The organism is Streptomyces sp. NPDC004327 (genome assembly GCF_042873935.1).
Lineage (GTDB): Bacteria > Actinomycetota > Actinomycetes > Streptomycetales > Streptomycetaceae > Streptomyces.
Genome location: NZ_JBIAME010000001.1, coordinates 46,251 through 65,657, shown reverse-complemented (window position 1 = coordinate 65,657; position 19,407 = coordinate 46,251). Strand labels below are relative to the sequence as shown.

At 72.9% G+C, this 19,407-nt stretch carries 16 protein-coding genes; 11 read left to right on the top strand and 5 right to left on the bottom strand.

Annotated elements, in window-relative coordinates:
* Positions 1–3 precede the first annotated feature (3 nt).
* Positions 4–1,725, top strand: a complete 1,722-nt coding sequence (locus ACFYU9_RS00290; RefSeq protein ID WP_389209363.1) for a PHA/PHB synthase family protein — start codon at positions 4–6, stop codon at positions 1,723–1,725.
* Complete coding sequence (gene phaZ / locus ACFYU9_RS00285; protein ID WP_389340864.1) at positions 1,725–2,543, top strand: poly(3-hydroxyalkanoate) depolymerase; 819 nt, start codon at positions 1,725–1,727, stop codon at positions 2,541–2,543. The genes ACFYU9_RS00290 and phaZ overlap by 1 nt, the downstream gene beginning before the upstream one ends.
* Here the strand turns inward: phaZ and ACFYU9_RS00280 are convergent.
* The 3 genes from ACFYU9_RS00280 to ACFYU9_RS00270 form a co-directional block, all read right to left on the bottom strand.
* A complete protein-coding gene (locus ACFYU9_RS00280) occupies positions 2,465–3,556 on the bottom strand; it encodes an AraC family transcriptional regulator (RefSeq protein ID WP_389340861.1) in 1,092 nt (363 codons plus the stop codon). The two genes, phaZ and ACFYU9_RS00280, sit on opposite strands and share 79 nt — an antisense overlap.
* Before the next feature lie 158 nt (positions 3,557–3,714).
* On the bottom strand, positions 3,715–5,112 hold the full coding sequence (locus tag ACFYU9_RS00275) for a hypothetical protein (RefSeq protein ID WP_389340858.1): 1,398 nt from the start codon (positions 5,110–5,112) through the stop codon (positions 3,715–3,717).
* Between the two features lie 65 nt (positions 5,113–5,177).
* Entirely contained in the window at positions 5,178–6,485 is a 1,308-nt protein-coding gene (locus tag ACFYU9_RS00270; protein ID WP_389209354.1) for an MFS transporter, read from the bottom strand.
* A 410-nt stretch (positions 6,486–6,895) separates the two neighbouring features.
* Between ACFYU9_RS00270 and ACFYU9_RS00265 the strand changes: the two genes are divergently transcribed.
* The 9 genes from ACFYU9_RS00265 to ACFYU9_RS00225 all read left to right on the top strand — a co-directional run bounded on the left by ACFYU9_RS00265 (position 6,896) and on the right by ACFYU9_RS00225 (position 16,353).
* The gene (locus ACFYU9_RS00265) at positions 6,896–7,813 is read left to right on the top strand and encodes an acetaldehyde dehydrogenase (acetylating) (RefSeq protein ID WP_389340855.1); all 918 of its coding nucleotides are present in this window, start codon (positions 6,896–6,898) and stop codon (positions 7,811–7,813) included.
* The gene (dmpG, locus tag ACFYU9_RS00260; protein ID WP_389209350.1) at positions 7,810–8,823 is read left to right on the top strand and encodes a 4-hydroxy-2-oxovalerate aldolase; all 1,014 of its coding nucleotides are present in this window, start codon (positions 7,810–7,812) and stop codon (positions 8,821–8,823) included. The genes ACFYU9_RS00265 and dmpG overlap by 4 nt, the downstream gene beginning before the upstream one ends.
* A gap of 80 nt (positions 8,824–8,903) precedes the next feature.
* A complete protein-coding gene (locus ACFYU9_RS00255) occupies positions 8,904–9,770 on the top strand; it encodes a cupin-like domain-containing protein (protein WP_389209348.1) in 867 nt (288 codons plus the stop codon).
* Positions 9,770–11,023 carry an aminotransferase class I/II-fold pyridoxal phosphate-dependent enzyme gene (locus ACFYU9_RS00250; RefSeq protein WP_389340852.1) on the top strand — a complete coding sequence of 418 codons (1,254 nt, stop codon included), beginning with the start codon at positions 9,770–9,772 and terminating at the stop codon, positions 11,021–11,023. The genes ACFYU9_RS00255 and ACFYU9_RS00250 overlap by 1 nt, the downstream gene beginning before the upstream one ends.
* Complete coding sequence (locus ACFYU9_RS00245) at positions 11,020–11,901, top strand: HpcH/HpaI aldolase/citrate lyase family protein (RefSeq protein ID WP_389340849.1); 882 nt, start codon at positions 11,020–11,022, stop codon at positions 11,899–11,901. Before ACFYU9_RS00250 ends, ACFYU9_RS00245 begins: the two co-directional genes overlap by 4 nt.
* A complete protein-coding gene (locus tag ACFYU9_RS00240; protein ID WP_389340845.1) occupies positions 11,898–12,863 on the top strand; it encodes an ornithine cyclodeaminase family protein in 966 nt (321 codons plus the stop codon). The genes ACFYU9_RS00245 and ACFYU9_RS00240 overlap by 4 nt, the downstream gene beginning before the upstream one ends.
* Positions 12,850–14,226 (top strand): hypothetical protein, encoded by a 1,377-nt coding sequence (locus ACFYU9_RS00235; protein WP_389340842.1) that lies wholly within the window; start codon positions 12,850–12,852, stop codon positions 14,224–14,226. The genes ACFYU9_RS00240 and ACFYU9_RS00235 overlap by 14 nt, the downstream gene beginning before the upstream one ends.
* Before the next feature lie 52 nt (positions 14,227–14,278).
* Complete coding sequence (locus ACFYU9_RS00230; protein WP_389209339.1) at positions 14,279–14,767, top strand: MaoC family dehydratase; 489 nt, start codon at positions 14,279–14,281, stop codon at positions 14,765–14,767.
* A gap of 86 nt (positions 14,768–14,853) precedes the next feature.
* The gene (locus tag ACFYU9_RS00225) at positions 14,854–16,353 is read left to right on the top strand and encodes an aminopeptidase P family protein (protein ID WP_389209337.1); all 1,500 of its coding nucleotides are present in this window, start codon (positions 14,854–14,856) and stop codon (positions 16,351–16,353) included.
* A 67-nt stretch (positions 16,354–16,420) separates the two neighbouring features.
* Here the strand turns inward: ACFYU9_RS00225 and ACFYU9_RS00220 are convergent, their stop codons facing one another.
* Together ACFYU9_RS00220 and ACFYU9_RS00215 are read right to left on the bottom strand one after the other, a co-directional pair.
* Positions 16,421–18,520: a BTAD domain-containing putative transcriptional regulator gene (locus ACFYU9_RS00220; RefSeq protein ID WP_389209335.1), complete on the bottom strand. Its 2,100-nt coding sequence runs from the start codon at positions 18,518–18,520 to the stop codon at positions 16,421–16,423.
* 81 nt (positions 18,521–18,601) lie between these two features.
* The gene (locus tag ACFYU9_RS00215) at positions 18,602–19,372 is read right to left on the bottom strand and encodes an SDR family NAD(P)-dependent oxidoreductase (protein ID WP_389209333.1); all 771 of its coding nucleotides are present in this window, start codon (positions 19,370–19,372) and stop codon (positions 18,602–18,604) included.
* Positions 19,373–19,407: the final 35 nt, after the last annotated feature.

Below are 19,407 nucleotides of genomic sequence, written 5' to 3'. Positions count from 1 at the left end.
CCCATGACAGCCGCTCGGCCGTATCCCGAGGCACCGGCCCTGCCGTTCGACGGTGACACCGAGGAGGTCGCCGGCGCCCTGGACGCGATGCTCACCGGCGCGGCGCTCGGTGTGCACCGCCGTTTCCTGCCCGGTGCCTCCACCGCGAGGTTCGCCGGCGCGCTGGTCCGCCGCCCGCGCCGGGTCGCCAGCCGGGCGGGCGGGCTCGCCGCCGAGTACGCGAGGATCGCGGCCGGCTCGTCGAGCGTGGCCCCGTCCACCCGCGACCGCCGCTTCGCCGATCCGGCCTGGACCGAGAACCCGTTCCTGCGCCGGATCGTGCAGGCGTATCTGGCGACGGCGACGACGGCCGAGGGTCTGGTGCAGGACGTGCCGCTGGAGTGGCGGGACCGGGAGCGGATCTCGTTCCTGCTGTCCAACCTGGTGGAGGCGCTGGCGCCGTCGAACCATCCGCTGCTCTCCCCGGTGGCCTGGAAGGCGGTCGTCGACAGCGGCGGCGTCAGCGCGCTGCGCGGGCTGCGCCAGCTCCTCGGCGATCTGGCCGGGGCGCCGCGGGTGCCGACGATGGTGCCGCCCGACGCGTACGAGGTGGGCCGCGACCTCGCGGTGACGCCGGGCGCGGTGGTGCTGCGCACGCCGATGTTCGAGCTCGTCCAGTACCGGCCGCGGACCGAGAAGGTGCACGCGACGCCGCTGCTCGTCGTCCCGCCGACGATCAACAAGTACTACGTCATGGACATCGCGCCGCAGCGCAGTCTCGTCGAGTACCTCGTCGGCCAGGGCGCGCAGGTGTTCCTGGTGTCCTGGCGGAACCCGGACGCGCGGCACAGCACCTGGGGCCTGGACGCGTACGCGCGCGCCGTGATCGAGGCGCTCGACACCACCCGTACGATCGCGGGTTCCGGCGCCGCGCATCTGCTCGGCGCGTGCTCGGGCGGCATCCTCGGCGCCCTGGTGTCGGCCTACCTCACCGCCGAGGGGCGGCAGGACCAGCTGGCCTCGCTGACCCTGCTCGTCACCCTGCTCGACCAGGCCCGGGCGGGCACGGCCGGGGCGATCGTCGACGAGAACGTGGCGCGGGCGGCGCTCGCCGCGTCCCGGGCACGCGGCTATCTGGACGGCAAACAGCTGGCCGAGGTGTTCGCGTGGCTGCGGCCGGGCGACCTGGTCTGGAACTACTGGGTCAACAACTACCTCCAGGGCCGCAAACCGCCGGCCTTCGACCTCCTCTACTGGAACGCCGACACCACCCGGATGCCGGCCCGGCTGCACCGCGACTTCCTCCGGATCGCCATGGCCAACGCCCTGGTCCGGCCCGGCGGCGTCACGCTGCTCGACCGCGAGATCGACCTCGGCCAGGTGACCCTCGACTCGTACGTGGTGGCCGGCAGCGCCGACCACATCTGCCCCTGGCGCAACTGCTACGCCAGCACCCAGGTCCTCGGCGGCAAGAGCCGGTTCGTGCTGTCGACCAACGGGCACATCGCCGCGCTGATCAACCCGCCGGACAACCGGAAGTCCAGCTACCGGGTCGCCGAGGACACCACGGCCGCCGCCGAGGACTGGGCCGCCACGGCGCCCGCCACGGCCGGCTCCTGGTGGCCCGACTACGCGCGCTGGCTCGACGAGCGCTCCGGCGGGCAGGTCGCGGCGCCCGAGGCGCCCGGCGGCGGACAGTTCCGGATCCTGGGCGACGCGCCCGGCAGCTACGTCCTGGACCGCTGATGGGCGCGACCGTACGGAACGTCACGGTGGGCCGGCAGCGGCTGCGCGTCGCCGTCCGGCCCGGCACCGACCCGGCCCGGCCGCCCCTGCTGCTCTGCAACGGGATCGGCGCCAGCCTGGATCTGCTCGACCCGTTCGTGGCGGCGCTCGACCCGGCGATCGAGGTGATCCGCTTCGACCCGCCGGGCGTCGGCGGGTCTCCCGTGCCACCGCTGCCGTACCCGTATCCGCTCCTGGCCCGGCTGGCCGGCCGGCTCCTCGACGCGCTGGGCCACGACCGCTTCGACGTGCTCGGCATCTCCTGGGGCGGCGGTCTGGCCCAGCAGCTCGCCCTGCAGAATCCGCGCCGCGTCCGGCGGGCGGTCCTGGTGGCCACCGCGACCGGCTGGCTGATGGTGCCGGCCCGCCCCGGGGTGCTCGCCCATCTCGCGACACCGCGGCGCTACTGGGACCCGGGGTACGTGCGGGCCATCGCCGGCACGATCTACGGCGGCCGGATGCGCGAGGAGCCGGAGCTCGTCCAGCGGTTGCTGTACGACTACGAGCGCAAGCTGACCACCCGCGGCTATCTCTACCAGCTCGCCGCGGGCGCCGGCTGGACCAGCACCCCGTTCCTGCCGCTGCTCCGCCAGCCCACCCTGGTGCTGGCCGGCGCGGACGACCCGATCGTGCCCCTGGTCAACGGCCGGCTGATGGCCCGCCTCATGCCCCGCGCCACGCTGCACGTCTACCCGGACGGTCACCTGGGGCTGCTCACCATGAAGGACGAACTGGCCGCCGTGGTCGCCGGGTTCCTCGCCCCGGACGTCTCCCGCTGACGCGCCCGGAACTCGCGCGGCCCCACGCCCTTCCACCGCCGGAACGCCTGAGAGAAGCTCGACAGCTCCACGTACCCGAGCCGTCGGGCGACCTCCGCGACCGGCAGCCCGGCGGTCACGAGCAGTTCCACGGCGAGGCGTTCACGCACCGCGTCGAGCAGCCCGCGGAAGGAGACCCCTTCCTCCGCGAGCCGCCGGCGCAGCGTGCGCTCGCTCATGTGCAGGGCGGCCGCGACCCGTTCGAGCCGGGGCGCGGTCGCCGTGCACGTCAGCAGCAGGTCGCTCACCCGCACGGCCAGGCCGGTGCGGGCGCGCCGGTCGGCCGAGAGCGCGCGGCACCGCTCCCGGGCGAGCGTCGCGGTGAACTCGTCGTACTGCGGCAGCGGAAGATCGAGGATCTCCGCCGGGATCCCGACGGAGTTCTCGGCGGCGCCGAACACCGGCTCCACGCCGAAGATCCCCGCGTAGCGCGCGGCGGCCGACGGCGACGGGGGCGGCGGGAAGGCGTAGCCGACGCTCCGGACCGGCATCGGCACGGCGAAGAGCTCGTCCTGGATGTTCCGGATCGCCGCGCCGATGCACTCCACGACGAACCGCCGCACGTTCCGCGGCAGGTCGGGCACGTCGAGCACGAGCCGCAGCTCGCCCACCCGCTCCCGCGCATGGATCCGGCCCACCGCGAACGTCAGGTCCAGGTGGCGCAGCCCCGTCTCGATCGCGCTCCGCCAGTCGCGGCTGCTGCTCACCGCGAAGCCCCAGACCCCGTACGTGGTGAGGTGGTAGCGCAGCCCGGCCTCCAGCCCGAGCCCGGGCGGATCGCCGAGCGCGCGCAGCAGGTTGGCGATCACCGTGAGCTCCTGCCGGACGGTGACGGTGGCCGCGGGATCGCGCAGCTCCTCCAGCCGGATCCCGGTGCCCTCCAGGCACACCCACGGCGGCAGACCGTGATCCACGCCGAGCCCGGTGAGCAGCCGCATGCTCGCGGGTGGCCGTGCGATGTCCCAGTTCCCCATGGTAACCCTCCGCACCCGTGCGAACACTCTGGATCATCGGGTCCGAATCTAACGGGCGGCCCTTCGACTCCGGCCGGGGGACGGCGAGTTGAGACGCTGGTCACGCCCACCTTGTCAACTCGCCGCAGAACCGGTGGTCCGCGTCCGCGAGGGCGGGGTCAGGCGCCGCCGTCGAAAACGCAGGCGACCCTGGCCCCGCTCCCCATGCTCACCACGCCCACGGCCGGATCCGCGCTGCCCCGCACGAAGCCGCCGCCGTACCCGTCGCCGTAGCCCTCGTCGTCGGCGCCGGGCGCGCCCACGTAGACGCCCCAGTTGAGGAAGAGCTCCAGCGCGCCGCCCTCGCCGTCCGGGAAGGGTTCGGCGACCGGGCGCACCCGGCGCTGGACCACGTACGGGCCGTTCATGGCCGCGGTGAGGCGGTGCTCCCACTCGGCCGGGCCGACCTGCCAGCCGGCGGTGATGCCGTGGCCGCCGTGGAGGAGGGTGGGCTTGAGGATCAGCTCGCCCTGGTGGTGGAGCGCGTGGGCGAGGAGGTCGACGCGGGAGCCGGCGGGGTCGGTGGCGTCGGGGCGGACGTAGCGGGTCCAGGGCAGGAGCCGGTCGATACAGGCGAGTTCGGCGGTGTCGAAGAGGGCGCGATGGCGGTCGTCGGAGAGCATCGCCAGGGTGCCCTTGTTGCCGTACAGTTCGGCGTCCAGCCGGCTGAAGAGGTTCACCGTGCCCTGCTCCGCCGCGGTGAGCAGCGGTTCCACCTGGGCCGCCGCCTTGGGGTCGGAGAGGTCTTCGGGCAGGAAGTAGCGGAAGACGACGTCGACGGCGCGGCCGCCGACCGTGGGGCGGCCGCCCGGATAGGTGAACTCGGCGAGGTCGCAGGCGAGTCCGTCGACTCCGTGGTCGGCCAGCTTGGCGGCGAGCACCCGCAGTCTGGGCCCGACGACGGCGAAGTTCTCCGGGGTGTCGACCACGGCGACGACCGGTGGGCGGCCGGCGGGGATGTGGGCGGCGCACTCGGCGCGCATGGTGCGCACCATGCAGGCGAGGGTGTCGCGGTAGCGGAGCCCGTGCCGCCGGACGAACTCCGCCAGGGGCGGGTAGGCCAGCATCGCGCGGTTGATGTCGGCGTTCTCGAAGCCGCCGAGCGCGCTGGTGATGTTGAACTCGAGGAGCTTGAAGCCCGTGCCGTCGTGGTAGAGGTCGGCCCGGCCCAGCGGGTGGAGCGAGCCGGTTCGCGCGCTGCGCGTGATGAGCGCCGACTGCAGCGGGTCCATGCCGACCGCGTCGGCCAGGGCGGTGACGCTGCCGTCGAAGACCCGCTCCGGCAGGGAGCGCAGCAGCGCGTAGACGGTGTGGAGGTCGCGTACGACTCCGGCGCGCTCGGTCTCGCCGAGGAAGGCGGGGCCGTTCAGGAAGCGGTCCTGGTACGCCAGGGTGAGGGTGGCGGAGTCTCGGGCGGCGGCCGTGGGGTGGACGTCCGGGGCGTGCCGGGCGAGCTGCTCCCCGTAGGCGTGGCCCAGCCGTGAGCGGGGGGGTACGGGCAGGTCCGTGGTCGTCATCGCTTGTCCTTCAACGGCTTTGCGGGGAGCGGCGGCTCGGCGGTGCGCTGCGGGCGGCTGTCCGCTCAGGCCGGCTCGGCCGGCTCGGCGGAGTGCTGGGCGGACTGCTCGGCACGCTGTTCGGCGCGGGTGATCCAGTGGGTGCGGGCGCCCACGAGGAGCGCCACCGCGACGACGGCCATGGCGACCGCGCCGGCGCCGAACACGGCGCGGGTGCCGACCTCGGCGGCGACGATGCCCCCGAGCGCAGCGCCGATGGGCAGTCCGCCCCAGGCGACGAGCCGGTAGACGCTGTTGGCGCGGCCGAGCAGGTGCTGCGGCACCAGGGTCTGGCGCAGCACGACCACGACGACGTTCCAGGTCACCGTGCCGCACGCGAAGATCGCGAGGGCCGCGCCGGCCGCGTACGCCGAGGGCACGGTGGCGAGCACCGTCTCGCTGACGGCGATCAGTACGGCGGTGGCGACCAGCGCCCCTTCGCGGCCGAGGCGTTCGGTCAGGGCGGGCGCGAAGCGCGAGGCGAGGACGGCGCCGGCGGCCTGGCAGGCGAGCATCACGCCGTAGAGGAACGGGCTCAGGTGGAGCACCCGCTCGCTGTGCACGACGAGCACGGCGAGCATCGCGTTGCCTGCCATGTTGATGAGGCAGGAGATCAGGGCGAGGCTGCGCAGCAGGTGGTGCGAGTAGAGCCACTTGGCGCCGGCGAGCATGTCCGCGAGCACGCCGGTCGACGCCGGTGCGGCGTCCACCGGCTTGGTGCGGCGGATGCGGCTGACCAGCACGGCGGAGCACAGGAAGGTGGCCGCGTCGGTGGCGAAGGGCAGGGCCATCGCCACGCCGAAGAGCAGCGCGCCGAGCAGCGGCCCGATGAAGCCGGTGCCGGCCTCCTGGGCGGCCATGACCCGGGCGTTGGCGGTGGCGAGTCCAGCCTGCGGGGTGAGGAAGGGGACCAGCACCTGGGCGGCGTTGCGGCACAGGACCTCGCCGGTGCCGAGCAGGAACATGCACACGTAGAGCAGCGGCAGTCCGCCCCAGCCGCCGAGGATCCCGGCGGCGAGCAGCGCGAGCAGGCAGGCCCGGACGAAGTCGACGCGCATCATCATCCTGCGGATGTCGACGCGGTCGACGACGAGCCCGGCCGGGATGCCGAAGAGGATGAACGGCGCGGTGAAGGCGACCGAGGCCGCGCCGATCAGCCGCGGGTCGTCGGTCAGCCGGGCGGCGAGCAGGGGCGCGGCGGCGATGGTGGCGCCGTCGCCGAGCGAGGACACGGCCGCGGACCACCACAGCCGGGAGAAATCACCCCCCAGACGCGGCCGTCGCGCGTCGGCCGGGTCCGCCGGATCGGCCGTGCCGGTCGTCGACGCGCTCACATCTCCCCCTCAGGTCCGCCCCGCCCCCGTCGCGGGAAATCCGCGCGGTCGGGCGCCCGGGCTCGCCGAGGATAGACCGCCTTCCGCGGCCGCGTCGAGGAAAAGATCAGCTTTGTGGATCAAGCCTGTCACCTGCGATTCCCGGCCGCATCACGTTCGAACTCCATTCAAGTCAGGGGGGTTTGAGTCAAACGCTCTTCTGGTATGTTCGCGGCCGCTGGCTGCTGAAACGGTGGCCGGCAGCGGTGTCTGCATGGGGGGCATGCCATCGACGGGGGTTTCGAAAACCGTGTGAAGACGGTGGGTTCACGCCATCTTCCCGACCGGCGACCACGCATCGGCTTCCCCGTGCCTGCAGTCAGGGCTGCCACAAGCAGCCGCACGCACATCGAACGGTGAGGACAACGCTCATGGGCCTGACGAACGCGCCTTTGGAGGTCGTCGAACCGGTGACGGTCGCCGTCATCGGCACCGGGGCGATCGGCCGGGATCTGGTCAGCAAGATCGACCGGTCGCCCTCCCTCGACCTGCGGCTCGTGGCGGGACGCAATCCGGAGTCGGCGGGCCTGCGGTACGCCGAGCGCCTCGGCTACGCCACCACCGCCGCAGGGATCGGGGCCGTGCTCGCGACCCCGCGCCCCTTCGACGTCGTCTTCGACGCCACCAGTGCCGCGTCCCACCGCGACCACTGGCCGCTGCTCGAACCGCTCGGGACGCTGGTGATCGACCTGACGCCCAGCAAGGTCGGCGAGATGGTGGCGCCCACGGTCACCGGGGTGTCGGCGACGACCGGGCGCAACGTCAACCTGATCAGCTGCGGCGGCCAGGCGTCCGTACCGGTCGTGCACGCGCTCGCGGCCCGGTTCCCGGTCTCGTACGTCGAGGTCGTCTCGACCGTGGCCAGCGACGTCGCGGGCCGCGCGACCCGGCTGAACCTCGACGAGTACGTCGCGACCACCGGCCACGCCGTGACGGCCTTCTCCGGTGTGCGGGACGTCAAGGCGATCCTCAACATCAGTCCGGCGGTGCCGCCGGCCACCTTCCGCACGGCCGTCCACGCCCGGATACCGGGCGCCGACGCGGCCGCGGTGCGCGCGGTGGTCGACGCGGTGGCCGAGGAGGTACGTTCCTTCGCCCCCGGCTACGAGGTCACCGCCGTCACGGCGGTCGGCGACCGGGTGACGATCACGCTCCGGGTCATGGCGCACAGCGACGTCCTGCCGCCGTACGCCGGGAACCTCGACATCATCAACTCCGCCGCCGTCATGGTCGCCGAGCAGCACGCGGCACGGCTCGGCAGCGCGTCCCGTTCGGGGGTGGCCCAGTGAGGCACGTCGTGATCCACGACCCGACGCTGCGCGACGGCCAGCACGCCGTCCGGCACCAGCTCGGGGTGACCGCCATCCGGCGCTACGCGGAGGCCGCCGACGCCGCGCGGATCCCGGTGGTGGAGGTCGGCCACGGCAACGGGCTCGGCGCCTCCTCGCTGCAGGTCGGTCTGGCCGCCGCGAGCGACGACGAGATGCTCTCGACCGTCCGCGAGGCGCTCGCCCACAGCCGGATGGGCGTCTTCATGCTGCCGGGCTGGGGCACCTCCGACGACCTGCGCAAGGCGATCGCGCACGGCGCCGACGTCGTCCGCATCGGCGTGCACGCCACCGAGACGTCCCTGGCCGAGCGCCATCTGGGCTTCCTGCGGGAGGCCGGTGCCGAGGCCCATTGCGTGCTGATGATGAGCCACATGGCCACCCCGGACGAGCTGGCCGAGGAGGCGGCCCGGGCCGTCGGCTACGGCGCGCAGGCCGTGGGCATCATGGACTCCGCGGGCCACTTCCTGCCGGCCGACGTCACCGCGCGGATCGCCGCCATGGCCAAGGCGGTCGGCACCGTGCCGGTGATCTTCCACGGGCACAACAACCTCGGCATGGCCGTCGCCAACTCGGTGGCCGCGGCCGACGCCGGCGCCACGATCATCGACGGCTGCGCGCGCGGCTTCGGCGCGGGCGCGGGCAACACCCAGCTGGAGGTGCTGGTGCCGGTCCTCGAACGAAGCGGCTTCAGCACCGGCATCGACCTGTACGGGCTCCTCGACGCCGCCGACCTGGCCGAGCGCGAGCTCATGCCCGCGCCGCCGGTGACCGCCTCGATGAGCATCGTCAGCGGCCTGGCGGGCGTGTTCTCCGGCTTCAAGCACCGGGTCGTCGAACTCTCCGCCGCCGCCGGCGTGGACCCGCGCGACGTCTTCTTCGAGCTCGGCCGGCGCCAGGCCATCGCCGGCCAGGAGGACCTGATCGTCGACGTGGTGGCGGAGCTGAGCGGCCGCGGCACGACCGCCTGACCGGCACCTGACCCGGCCCTTTCCGAAGGGCCCAGCGATTTTCCGAAGGGCCCAGCCTTTCCGAAGGGAGGACAGACGACATGGCAGTTCCGGACGCTGTGACCGGGTCGAACGGGTCGGCGGGCGTGGAGGTCGCCCGCATGTCGTTCGACGAATTCCTGGCCGCCGGCCCGCAGGGGCTGTACAAGGCCGACCGACCCGTGGTGATCGAGCTGCCGAAGAGCGTGCAGGGGCTCGGCCGCGACGAAGTGGCCGCGCGGCTCGCCGAGATGACCGTGACGCTGTTCACCGAGCCGGGCGACAAGAACCACCCGGGGCGCTGGGAGACGCGGGACATCAAGCTCCGCGACTTCTTCGCCGACGAGCAGCTGCTGAGCGGCGGCGACACCTGGCACCGGGTGGTCTCCAACATCCGCAGCAGCCCGGCCGACGTGAACGCCGTCATCGGCTTCGACGCCGAGGAGTTCTTCGGCTACGGCAACAGCCTGTACGCGGCCAACCTGTGGATCAGCCACCGCGGCGTGTTCACCAAGAACCACTTCGACGAGTTCGAGAACTTCAACATCGCCCTGGAGGGCCGCAAGCGCTTCATCATCGCGCCGCCCGGCGTGCGGGACTACTACCCGCGGTCCGTGCTGCAGGGATTCGGCGACAAGTCGCAGGTGGTCGACCTCGACGACGTCGACCTGAAGCGCTACCCGAAGCTCGCGGCCAAGCTCGCCCAGCGCCGTGACTTCGTCCTCGAACCCGGCCACATGCTCTACCTGCCGCTCGGCTGGTGGCACCAGGCCGAGTCGCTGGACGAGATGAACATCAACGTCAACTTCTGGCTCAAGTCGAAGAAGATCCTCCGCAGGCCGCACGTGCTCGGCGTCGCGCTGTACACGTACGCCTACCGGAGATTGAAGGGCGTCTACAGCTACCGTCCCACCGAGGTGAACTCCTGATGAGCGACCGCAAGACCATCACCCCCACGCACAAGTACCGCAACAACGACCGGCTTATCGGGATCGGCAACACCTTCTGGAACATGTCCTACGAGCACGGGGTCGCCGGCATCGTCGGCGACCTCGAGGACGGCGTGTTCCACATGCCCGACGGTCACGAGTTCGTCAACTTCACCGTCTGCTCCTACCTGGACCTGGACACCCACCCCAAGGTCATCGGCGGCGCCGTCGACTCGCTGCGCCGCTTCGGCGTGCTCGACCACTGCATCCCGCGCACCCGCGTCCAGACGCCCGTGCTCCTGGAGCTGGAGGAGTCGCTCGGCGAGCTGTTCGGCGCGATGGTGATCAGCGCGATCTCCACCGCGGCCGCCAGCACCGGCCTGCTGCCGATCATCGCGTCGGGCCACCTCGGCAACGGCACCCGGCCGCTCATGGTCTTCGACAAGAACGCCCATGTCTCGATGGCCAACGCCAAGCCGAGCTGCGCCGACGAGACCGAGGTCGTCAGCTGCCGCCACCACGACCTCGACTTCCTCGAGGACATGTGCCGCACCTACGAGCGCGTCTGCTACGTGGTCGACGGCTCGGACAGCCTCGGCGGCTACGCGCCCGTCGCCGAGCTGGCCGAACTGCAGGACAAGTACAACATGATGGTCTTCTACGACGACTCGCACTCGCTGTCCGCGTACGGCGAGCGCGGCATCGGCTACGTCCGCTCGCACTCCCCCGTCCTCGACGAGCGCACCATCACCGTGGCGACCCTGAGCAAGGGCTTCGGCGCCGGTGGCACGGCGATCCTGCTCGACGGCTATCCGGAGGAGACGCGCCGGCTGATCGAGCGCTTCGCGGGCCCGCTGGGCTACTCGCAGAAGATGAACGCCGCCGCCGTCGGCGCCGCGATCGCCTCCGCCGAGATCCACCGCACCGACGAACTCACCCACCTGCAGGGGAAGCTGCGCGCCAACATCGCGCTGTTCGACTCGCTGGTCACGACCGAGCAGGCCGCCAGCACGTACCCGATCCGGGTCGTGCCGATGAGCGACGAGACCGTCGTCGGCGCCGCCCAGCAGGTCTTCGCGGCCGGGTTCTACACCTCGCCGGTGTTCTTCCCGATCGTCGCCCGCGGCACCGCCGGACTGCGCGTGATGCTGCGGGCCGGCCAGACCGAGGACCAGATCCGCCGGCTCGCCGCCGCGCTCATCGCGGCCGGGGCGCGCCCGGCGGCCGGGGCGCCCGAGTCGGTGGCCCGGTGACCGCCGGCGTACGGGCGGTCCCGCGCAGCATCCTGTACACGCCCGCGAAGTCCCTCGACCGGGTCGTGAAGGCCTGGTCGTACGACGCGGACGTGCACCTGATCGACCTGGAGGACTCGGTCCCGCCGGCCGAGAAGCCGGCCGCCCGCAGGGTCTGCCGGGAGGCGCTGGAGAAGGCGCCGCGGCCGGCGAACGTCGGCGTGCGCATCAACGAGCTCGGCAGCATGGCGGCGGTGCACGACGTCCTGATGCTGGCCGAGAGCGCCGTGAAGCCCGGCATCGTGGTGATGACCATGGTGACCACCGGCGCCGAGATCGACCTGCTGCGGCGCATGCTGGCGTCCGGGGGCGCGCACCCGGAGATCTACGTGACGGTGGAGACGGTCGAGTCGGTCACCGCCGTCGACGAGATCGCGCGCGCCGCCGACGGCCTGGTCCTCGGCTCGGCCGACCTGGCCGCCACGCTGGGCGTCGAGATCACCTGGGAGGCCATGCAGGCCGCCCGTCAGGCGATGGCCATGGCCTGCGCCCGGTACGGCACGGCGTGCATCGACACCGCCAACTTCCGGCTCGCCGAGCCGGAGGTCCTCGCGGAGGAGACCACCCGGGTCAAGGGCCTCGGCTTCCACGGCAAGGTGACCGTGCACCCGGCCGAACTCGACGTGATCAACCGCATCCTGGGGCCCCGCCCGGACGAGCTGGCGCTGGCCCGTCGGGTCGCGGCGGCCGTGGCGGCGGCCGACGGCGGGATCGCGGTCGTCGACGGCAACATGGTCGGCCCGCCGTTCGCCCGGCGCTCCCGTGACACCGTGGCCCGCGAGGACGCCTGGACGAGCCGCTTCGGCGGCGACGGCGACACCGGTGAGGGACTCGCATGACGGCACCGCTCATGGTCAGCGCCGCCGACATGGCCGGCGTCCGGCGGATGACCCGGGTCGTCGACGCGCTCGACGAGATGTTCGCGGACCTCGCCGGCGGCCTGACCCGGTCCCCCGCCCGCACCGTCGTCGAGCACGGCGACCAGCGGGTGCTCCTGGTCAGCCCCGCCGTCTGGGAGCGGCGCGGCGTGGGCAGCGTCAAGGTCACCACGCTCACCCCGGACAACCCGGGCCGCGGGCTGCCGCTGATCCACGGGATCGTCGCGCTCACCGATCTGGAGACGGGGCGGATCACCGCCCTGCTCGACGGCGCCGAGCTCACCGCCGTGCGCACCGGCGCCGTCGCCGCCCTCGCGACCCGCCGCTGCACCGCCGAGGACGCCGAGGACCTGGCGGTCATCGGCGCGGGCGTGCAGGCGGACGCGCTGATCCGGGCCGTGTCGGCGGTACGGCCGATCCGTACCGTACGGATCCACTCGCGCACCCGCGCCGGCGCCGAGAAGCTCGCCGACCGGGTACGGGACACCGCGCCCGGGCCGCTGCGGGTGACGGTCTGCGACACCGCGAAGGACGCCGTCCGCGACGCGGCGATCATCTGCACGGCCACCTCGACCGCCGACGCCACCCCGGTGGTGGAGGCGGACTGGGTGGCCGCCGGGGCGCATGTGAACGTGATCGGCGGCACGCACCCGGACGCGATCGAGATCGAACCGGCGCTGCTCGCAGGTGCGTTGACGATCGTCGAGGACAGGGCCGCGGCCCTTGACGGCGCGGGCGAGATCCGGGCCGCGCTGGCCGGCTGTCTGCTCACGGCCGACGACCTGTACGAGCTGGGCGGCCTGGCGGGCGCCGCGGCCGATGTGACCGGCCGGACGACGGTGCTGCGCACCGTCGGCATGGCCATCGAGGACACCGCCGCCGCGGTGGCGCTGTTCGAAGGAGTGGCCGATGCAGACGCGTAGGGACACGGGCCGGGTCGAGGAGCTCGGCGCGGGCCACGGGCATCCGTGGTTCGGCCGGCACCGGCTGCGGCCGGCCGCGCCGGCGGAGACGATCCGCCGGATGCTGCGGCACGAGCTGCGCGACACCGGCTGGCCGTACCAGCGGGTGCTGCCCGCGGCTCCGATGGCGATCCCGCGCGCGTCCTACGCCGAGGTGTTCCGGGTGGGCGCGGCGCTGACCGAGCTGCTGCGCCGTACCGCCCTGGAGACCGCGCCCACCACCGCCGGCCGGCTCGCGGCCTACCGGATGCCCGGCACCGAGGACCGGCTGTGGCTGGCCGACCCGTTCACCGAGGAGCGGTACGCGACCAGTGTGGTCCGGCCGGACCTGGTCATCGGGCCGGACGGGCCGCGGTTCCTGGAGTTCAACGTCAGCGGCGCGCTCGGCGGCGTGGTCGAGACGCAGAGCCGGCTCGCGGTGTGGCGCAGGCTGCACGCCGACGAGAACGGCCGGACGCCGTTCCACTCGCCGAGCCCGTTCGCCGCACGCGCCGAGATGTTCCGCGCGCTCGGCGCGGAGCTCGGGGTGGCGCCGCGGGTGGCCGTCGTCGGCAGCGCCCGGGTGAACGGCGTGGAGCGGCGGTACTTCGAGATGGAGGCCGAGTACGCCGGCCATCACGGTCTGACCACGCGCTTCTTCGAGCCGGAGGAGCTGCACGAGGCCTGGGACTGCGCCCCGCACCTGCGCTACGGGATGGGGCTGCGGAACTTCACCATCCCGGACTGGCTGGAGGTGGGCCTCGACACCGCGCCCGTCCAGGGCGCCCTGGACCACGGCTGTGTGCTGGTGGGCACCCAGACGTCGACCTTCCTGCACAGCAAGCTCACCATGGGCCTGCTCTCGGAGGGACGGCCCTGGATGACCGAGGGCGAGCGCGCGCTCGTCGACCGGTATCTGCCGTGGACGCGGATCCTCGCGGACCGCAAGACCGAGCGCGAGGGCCGGCGGGTCGACCTGCTCGCGTTCGTCCTGGAGAACCGGGAGAGGCTCGTGCTCAAGGCAGGGCTCGGCGAGTGCGGCAAGCAGGTGGTCATCGGCCGTGAGGTCGAGCAGGCCGTCTGGGAGTCCGCGGTCGGCGAGGCCGCCGCCGACGGCACGAGCATCGTGCAGGACTTCGTGGAGCCGCGGACCACCCGGGTCACGCTGATCGCCGACGACCGGGACGAGCCGTACGAGGCCGAGGTCGCCCCGGTGCTCGGCCCGCTGCTGTTCGGCGGGCGGCCCGGCGGACTGTTCTGCCGCTTCTTCGGCGACGGTTCCGCCGGGATCGTCAGCGTCCGGGGGCACACCAGCAGCTCGGACAACGTGATGGTGGCCGTCTGACGGCCGCACCGCCCCCGCAAGCCCTTCCCTCATCTCACCGGAGTGACACCGCATGACCCTGCGCCGCGTCAAGGACAACGAGTACGTCGAGGAACACGGCGGGGACTACGAGGACTTCGAGCCCGGCATGGTGATCCGGCACTGGCCGGGCCGCACCCTCTCCGAGGCCGACAACACCTGGCTGACCCTGCTCACGATGAACCAGCACCCGCTGCACTTCGACCAGCACTACGGCGCCGGCGCCGAGTACGGGAAGGTGCTGGTCAACAGCGGCATCACGCTGTGCCTGATCGGCGGGATGACCGTGCAGGCGCTGTCGGCGCGGGCGGTGGCCAACCTGGGCTGGGACCGGGTCCGGCTGAAGGAGCCGGTCTTCGTCGGCGACACGCTCTACGCGACGAGCGAGATCCTCGGCAAGCGGCTGTCGAAGTCCCGGCCGGGGCAGGGGATCATCACGGTGGAGACGACGGGCACGAAGTCGACGGGCGAGACCGTCATCGTCTTCGAGCGGTCGTTCATGGTTCGCTGCCGCGAGGCGTAGGGCTCCGGCGAAGCGCTACGGTTTTGTGATCGTCAATCTGATCGTCAGGGGCTCGTGAAGTCGACGGGCCTGACAGGATGTTGGGCATGCCGAGCGAGAATCAACCCAAGGCCGGCCACCGCGGTATCCCCGCGAGCGCCGAGTTCCGCGAGTTCATCGCCTCCGGGTGGGCCACCGACGACCGCCCGCCCACGCCCCGTGACGAGGTCGCCGACCCCGCGGCCCGTCGCCGGGCGGCCCTCTCCGAGCGGTTCCCCGGTGAACGGCTCGTCCTCCCCGGCGGTGGACTGAAAGTACGCAGCAACGACACCGACTACACCTTCCGGCCGCACACGGCCTTCGCCCACCTGTCCGGGCTCGGCGCACAGGCCGAGCCCGACAGCGTCCTGGTCCTCGATCCCCGGCCCGAGGGCGGTCACGAGGCCGTCCTGTACATCCGCCCGCCGGCCCCGCGGGACAGCGAGGAGTTCTACGCCGACTCGCGCTACGGCGAGTTCTGGGTCGGCGCCCGCCAGACCCTCGCGGACGTCGAGTCGCAACTCGGCCTGACCGCCCGCCACATCGACTCGCTCGCCGACGACCTGGCCAAGGACGAGGCCGCCGCCCGGCTGCGGGTGGTCCGGTCGGCCGACGCGGGGCTCGCCGAGCTGGTGGACGCCACCCGCACCCAGGCCGGCTCCGCCCTGACGGCACCGGAGCGGGAGGAGGCCGACGAGGAGCTGGCCCGCCACCTGTCCGGGATGCGGATCGTCAAGGACGCGTGGGAGGTGGGCGAGATGCGCAAGGCGATCGCCGCCACCCACCAGGGCTTCGAGGCGATCATCACCACCCTGCCCGAGGCGGTGCGCAAGGGCCGCGGCGAGCGCTGGGTCGAGGGCGTCTTCGGCCTGTACGCGCGGCACGAGGGCAACGGCGTCGGCTACGAGTCGATCTGCGCGTCCGGCGACCACGCCAACACCATCCACTGGACGCGGAACACCGGCCGGGTCCGCGAGGGCGATCTGATCCTGGTCGACGCCGGCGTCGAGGTCGACTCGCTGTTCACGGCCGACATCACCCGCACCCTCCCGGTGTCCGGGCGCTTCACCGACGTCCAGCGCAAGATCTACGACGCGGTCCACGAGGCGCAGCAGGCCGGCATGGACGCGGTGAAGCCGGGCAACCGGTTCAGCGACATCCACGCGGCCGCGAACAAGGTCATCGCGCGCAAGCTGCACGAGTGGGGGCTGCTGCCCGAGGGCGTCACCCTGGAGCAGACCCTGGACCCGGAGCGCGGCGGCTGGCACCGCCGCTGGATGGTCCACGGCACCTCGCACCACCTGGGCATGGACGTGCACGACTGCCAGCTGCTGCTGCGCTCGGAGTACATGGACGGCGAGCTGAGGCCGGGCATGATCCTCACGGTCGAGCCGGGCCTGTACTTCAAGGCCGACGACCTGCTGGCGCCGGAGGAGTTCCGCGGCATCGGCGTGCGCATCGAGGACGACGTGCTGGTGACCGAGGACGGTTACGAGAACCTGTCCGCGGCGATGCCGCGCGGTTCGCACGAGGTCGAGGAGTGGATGGCGCGCGTGTCGGCGCGCTGACCCCTCGGTGACGTGTCCGTGCCCCTGCCGCGTGTTCCGGCAGGGGCACGGCCGTGTCCGGGGCCGCTCAGGCCGACCGGCGGACGGACTCGGCCAGGCCGGCGGCCGGGCTGCCGGTCAGCTTCTCGCGCAGTTCGGTGAGCCGGCCGAGCAGGCGGCCGGTCGGGTCCTGGCCGGCCAGGACCCGCAGCAGGTCGAGCTCCTGGCGGTACCAGGCCAGGGTGCTCTCGCGGATCGGGCGGTGGTCGGCGAGTTTCGTCTGCGCGACCAGGACGCCGGTGTAGTGGTCCACCAGCCGCTGGACGTCCTTGCCGGAGTCGGCCGGGTAGGGGCCGAGGACGGATTCCGGCCAGTCCTGGCAGAACAGCCGGACCAGCTGCGGGATCCGGTAGCGGTCGCCGTCCAGCGCCTCGATGAGCCCCGCGTGGATGAGCGACTCCGCGACCGTGTCGGCCTCGGCCCTGGACGCCAGGAGCCCGGACAGGGTGTCGCCGCTGACCACGGGCACGTCCAGCTCGCTGAGCACGCACAGCGCGCCGAGGGCGGCCGGTGTGCCGATGCGGCGGACCAGCCGCACCCCGGCGCAGATGCTGGCGCGCATGCTGAACCGGTCGAAGGTCAGCAGGTCGAGGCGGTCCTTGGGTTCGGCCAGGCGGGTCGCCAGGACGTCCACGGACCAGTCGGGCCGCCGGGCGAGCCGGGCGGCGGCGATGCGCAGGGCGAGCGGCAGGTACTCGCACATCCGGGCCACGGCCGCCAGGGCCGCGCGGCTTCCGGCGCGGTTCGGGCCGGCGTAACGGCGCAGCAGTTCACCGGTGTCGGCGATGCTGAGGCGGCCGAGCCAGATCTGGTTCATGCCGTCGGCGACGGCGAGCGCCGGGCGGCCCACGACGACGACCGCGCAGGTGCCGCCGCCCGGGAGCAGGGGCCGTACCTGGTCGGCGTCCACGACGTCGTCGACGAGCACGAGGATCCGGCGGCTCGCGGCGAGCGCCTGCCAGCGGGCCGCGGCGCCGTCGAGGTCCGCGGGTATCTCCCGGGCCGGCAGGCCGAGGGCCCGCAGCAGCCGGTGGAGCGTGTCGAGGGGGGTCGCGGGCGGCCGGGGCGCGCTGCCGCCGAGGTCGAGGTAGACCTGGCCGTCGGGGAAGCGGTCGGCGACCAGGTGCCCGGCGCGCAGGGCGAGCGCGGTCTTGCCGACGCCGCCCGAGCCGTGCACCGCGCAGAGCGTCTCGCCGGCGCGCAGGCGCTGCACCAGGGTGGCGAGCTCGTCGTCGCGGCCGATGAGGAAGGTGGGGTCGGGGGGCAGCCGGGGCGGTTCGGCGCCCTCGGCCCGTAGTGCGGGACCGGGCTCCGGCCGGTCCGGGAGCAGCAGCGAGGGGTCCTCCTGGAGGATGCGCTGGTGCAGGTCCCGCAGCGGTTTGCTGGGCTCGATGCCGAGTTCCTTGACGAGCAGATGGCGCAGGTCGTGGTAGGTGCCCAGGGAGTCGGCCTGCTGGCCGGTGCGGTAGAGGGCGAGCATGAGGTGCTCGTGGAGGCGCTCGCGGAGCGGGTACTGGGAGACGATCTGCTTGAGGTCGGGCAGCACGGCCTCGTGCTGCCCGAGGCCGACCTGGGCGCCGAGCCGGGCCTCCACCACGGAGAGCCGGGACTCCTCCAGGCGGGCCGTCTCCGCCATGACCGTCGGGGTCAGCGGGACGTCGAGCAGGGGGCTGCCGCGCCACAGTTCGAGGGCGGCGGTGTAGCTCTCGACCGCCGCGTCGAGGCTCTGGGCCTCCATCTGGCGGCGGCCGGCGCGCACCAGGCACTCGTACTCGTGGATGTCGACGGCGCCCGGCGACACGACCAGCTGGTAGCCCGGGGCCCGGGTGACGAGGTGTTCGCCGAGCGGGTCGCCGAGCAGCCGCCGCAGCCGCCACACGTATCCGGCGAGCAGCCGGTTGGCGCTGCCGGGTGGGTTGTTGCCCCAGAGTTCGGAGATGAGCTGCTCGGAGGGGACCACCCGGTTGCCGTTGAGTACGAGCAGGGTCAGGAGGGTGCGCTGCTTCGCGGCGCCGATGCCCGTCCATTCCCCGTCGGTGTACACCTCGAAGGGTCCGAGGACCCGGAAGCGGTGTCCGGTGGTGCCGTTGTCGGTGCGGGTGCTGCTGTGGGGGGTTGGAGCACTCATCGACTTCTGCCTTCAGTGGCGTGCTTCAGTGGTTTCGTGGGGAACGGGACGGGCGGGTCGGATCGTCGCCTGGTGCGGGGGTCATCGGCCGAGCATCGCCCCGCCGTTGATGTGCAGGATCTGGCCGGTGACGTACGCGGCCTCGGGCGAGGCCAGGTAGCGGATGGCGGCGGAGACCTCCTGCGGGGTTCCGCCCTGCTTGGTGAGGGTGGCGTCCACCCGGGAGGCGACGAACGCGGGCGTCGCGCGCTCCCCGAAGAACTCGGTGTCGGCGACGTAGCCGGGTGCCACGGCGTTGACGGTGATGCCCTCGGCGCCGACGCGCTGGGCCAGTTCGTAGACGTGGGCGTGCAGGGCGGCCTTGGATCCGCCGTAGGAGCCGGGGCCGCGTACGGCGGCGATCGAGGAGAGGTGGACGATGCGGCCGCCGGGGCGGCGCATCGCGGGCAGCAGGGCCTCGGTGAGCAGGACGGCGGTGAGCGTGTTGGCCTTGAAGTTGCGCAGGTAGCCCTCGGCGATCTGCTCCAGGCTGCCGCCGGCGTCCGGGGCGACGTTCCCGCCGGCGTTGGTGACGATGACGTCGACGGGGCCGTCGGCACGGATCCGCGCGGCGGCCTCGGCGGTGTCGGCCGGGAGGGACAGGTCGGCCCTGATCCAGCCGACCCGGTCGGTGTCGTAGCGCTTGTTCACCGCGGCGGCGGCGTCGCGCAGGACGTCCTCGCGCCGGCCGATGATGATCACCTGGTCGCCGGCGGCGGCGAAGTCCTCGGCCGTCACCAGGCCGATGCCGGTGCCGCCGCCGGAGATCACCACGCGGCGGGGGGTTCGGCCGGTGTCGTTCAGAGTGTTCACGTCTGCTCCTCGAAGGGGCCCGGTCCGTTGTCCCG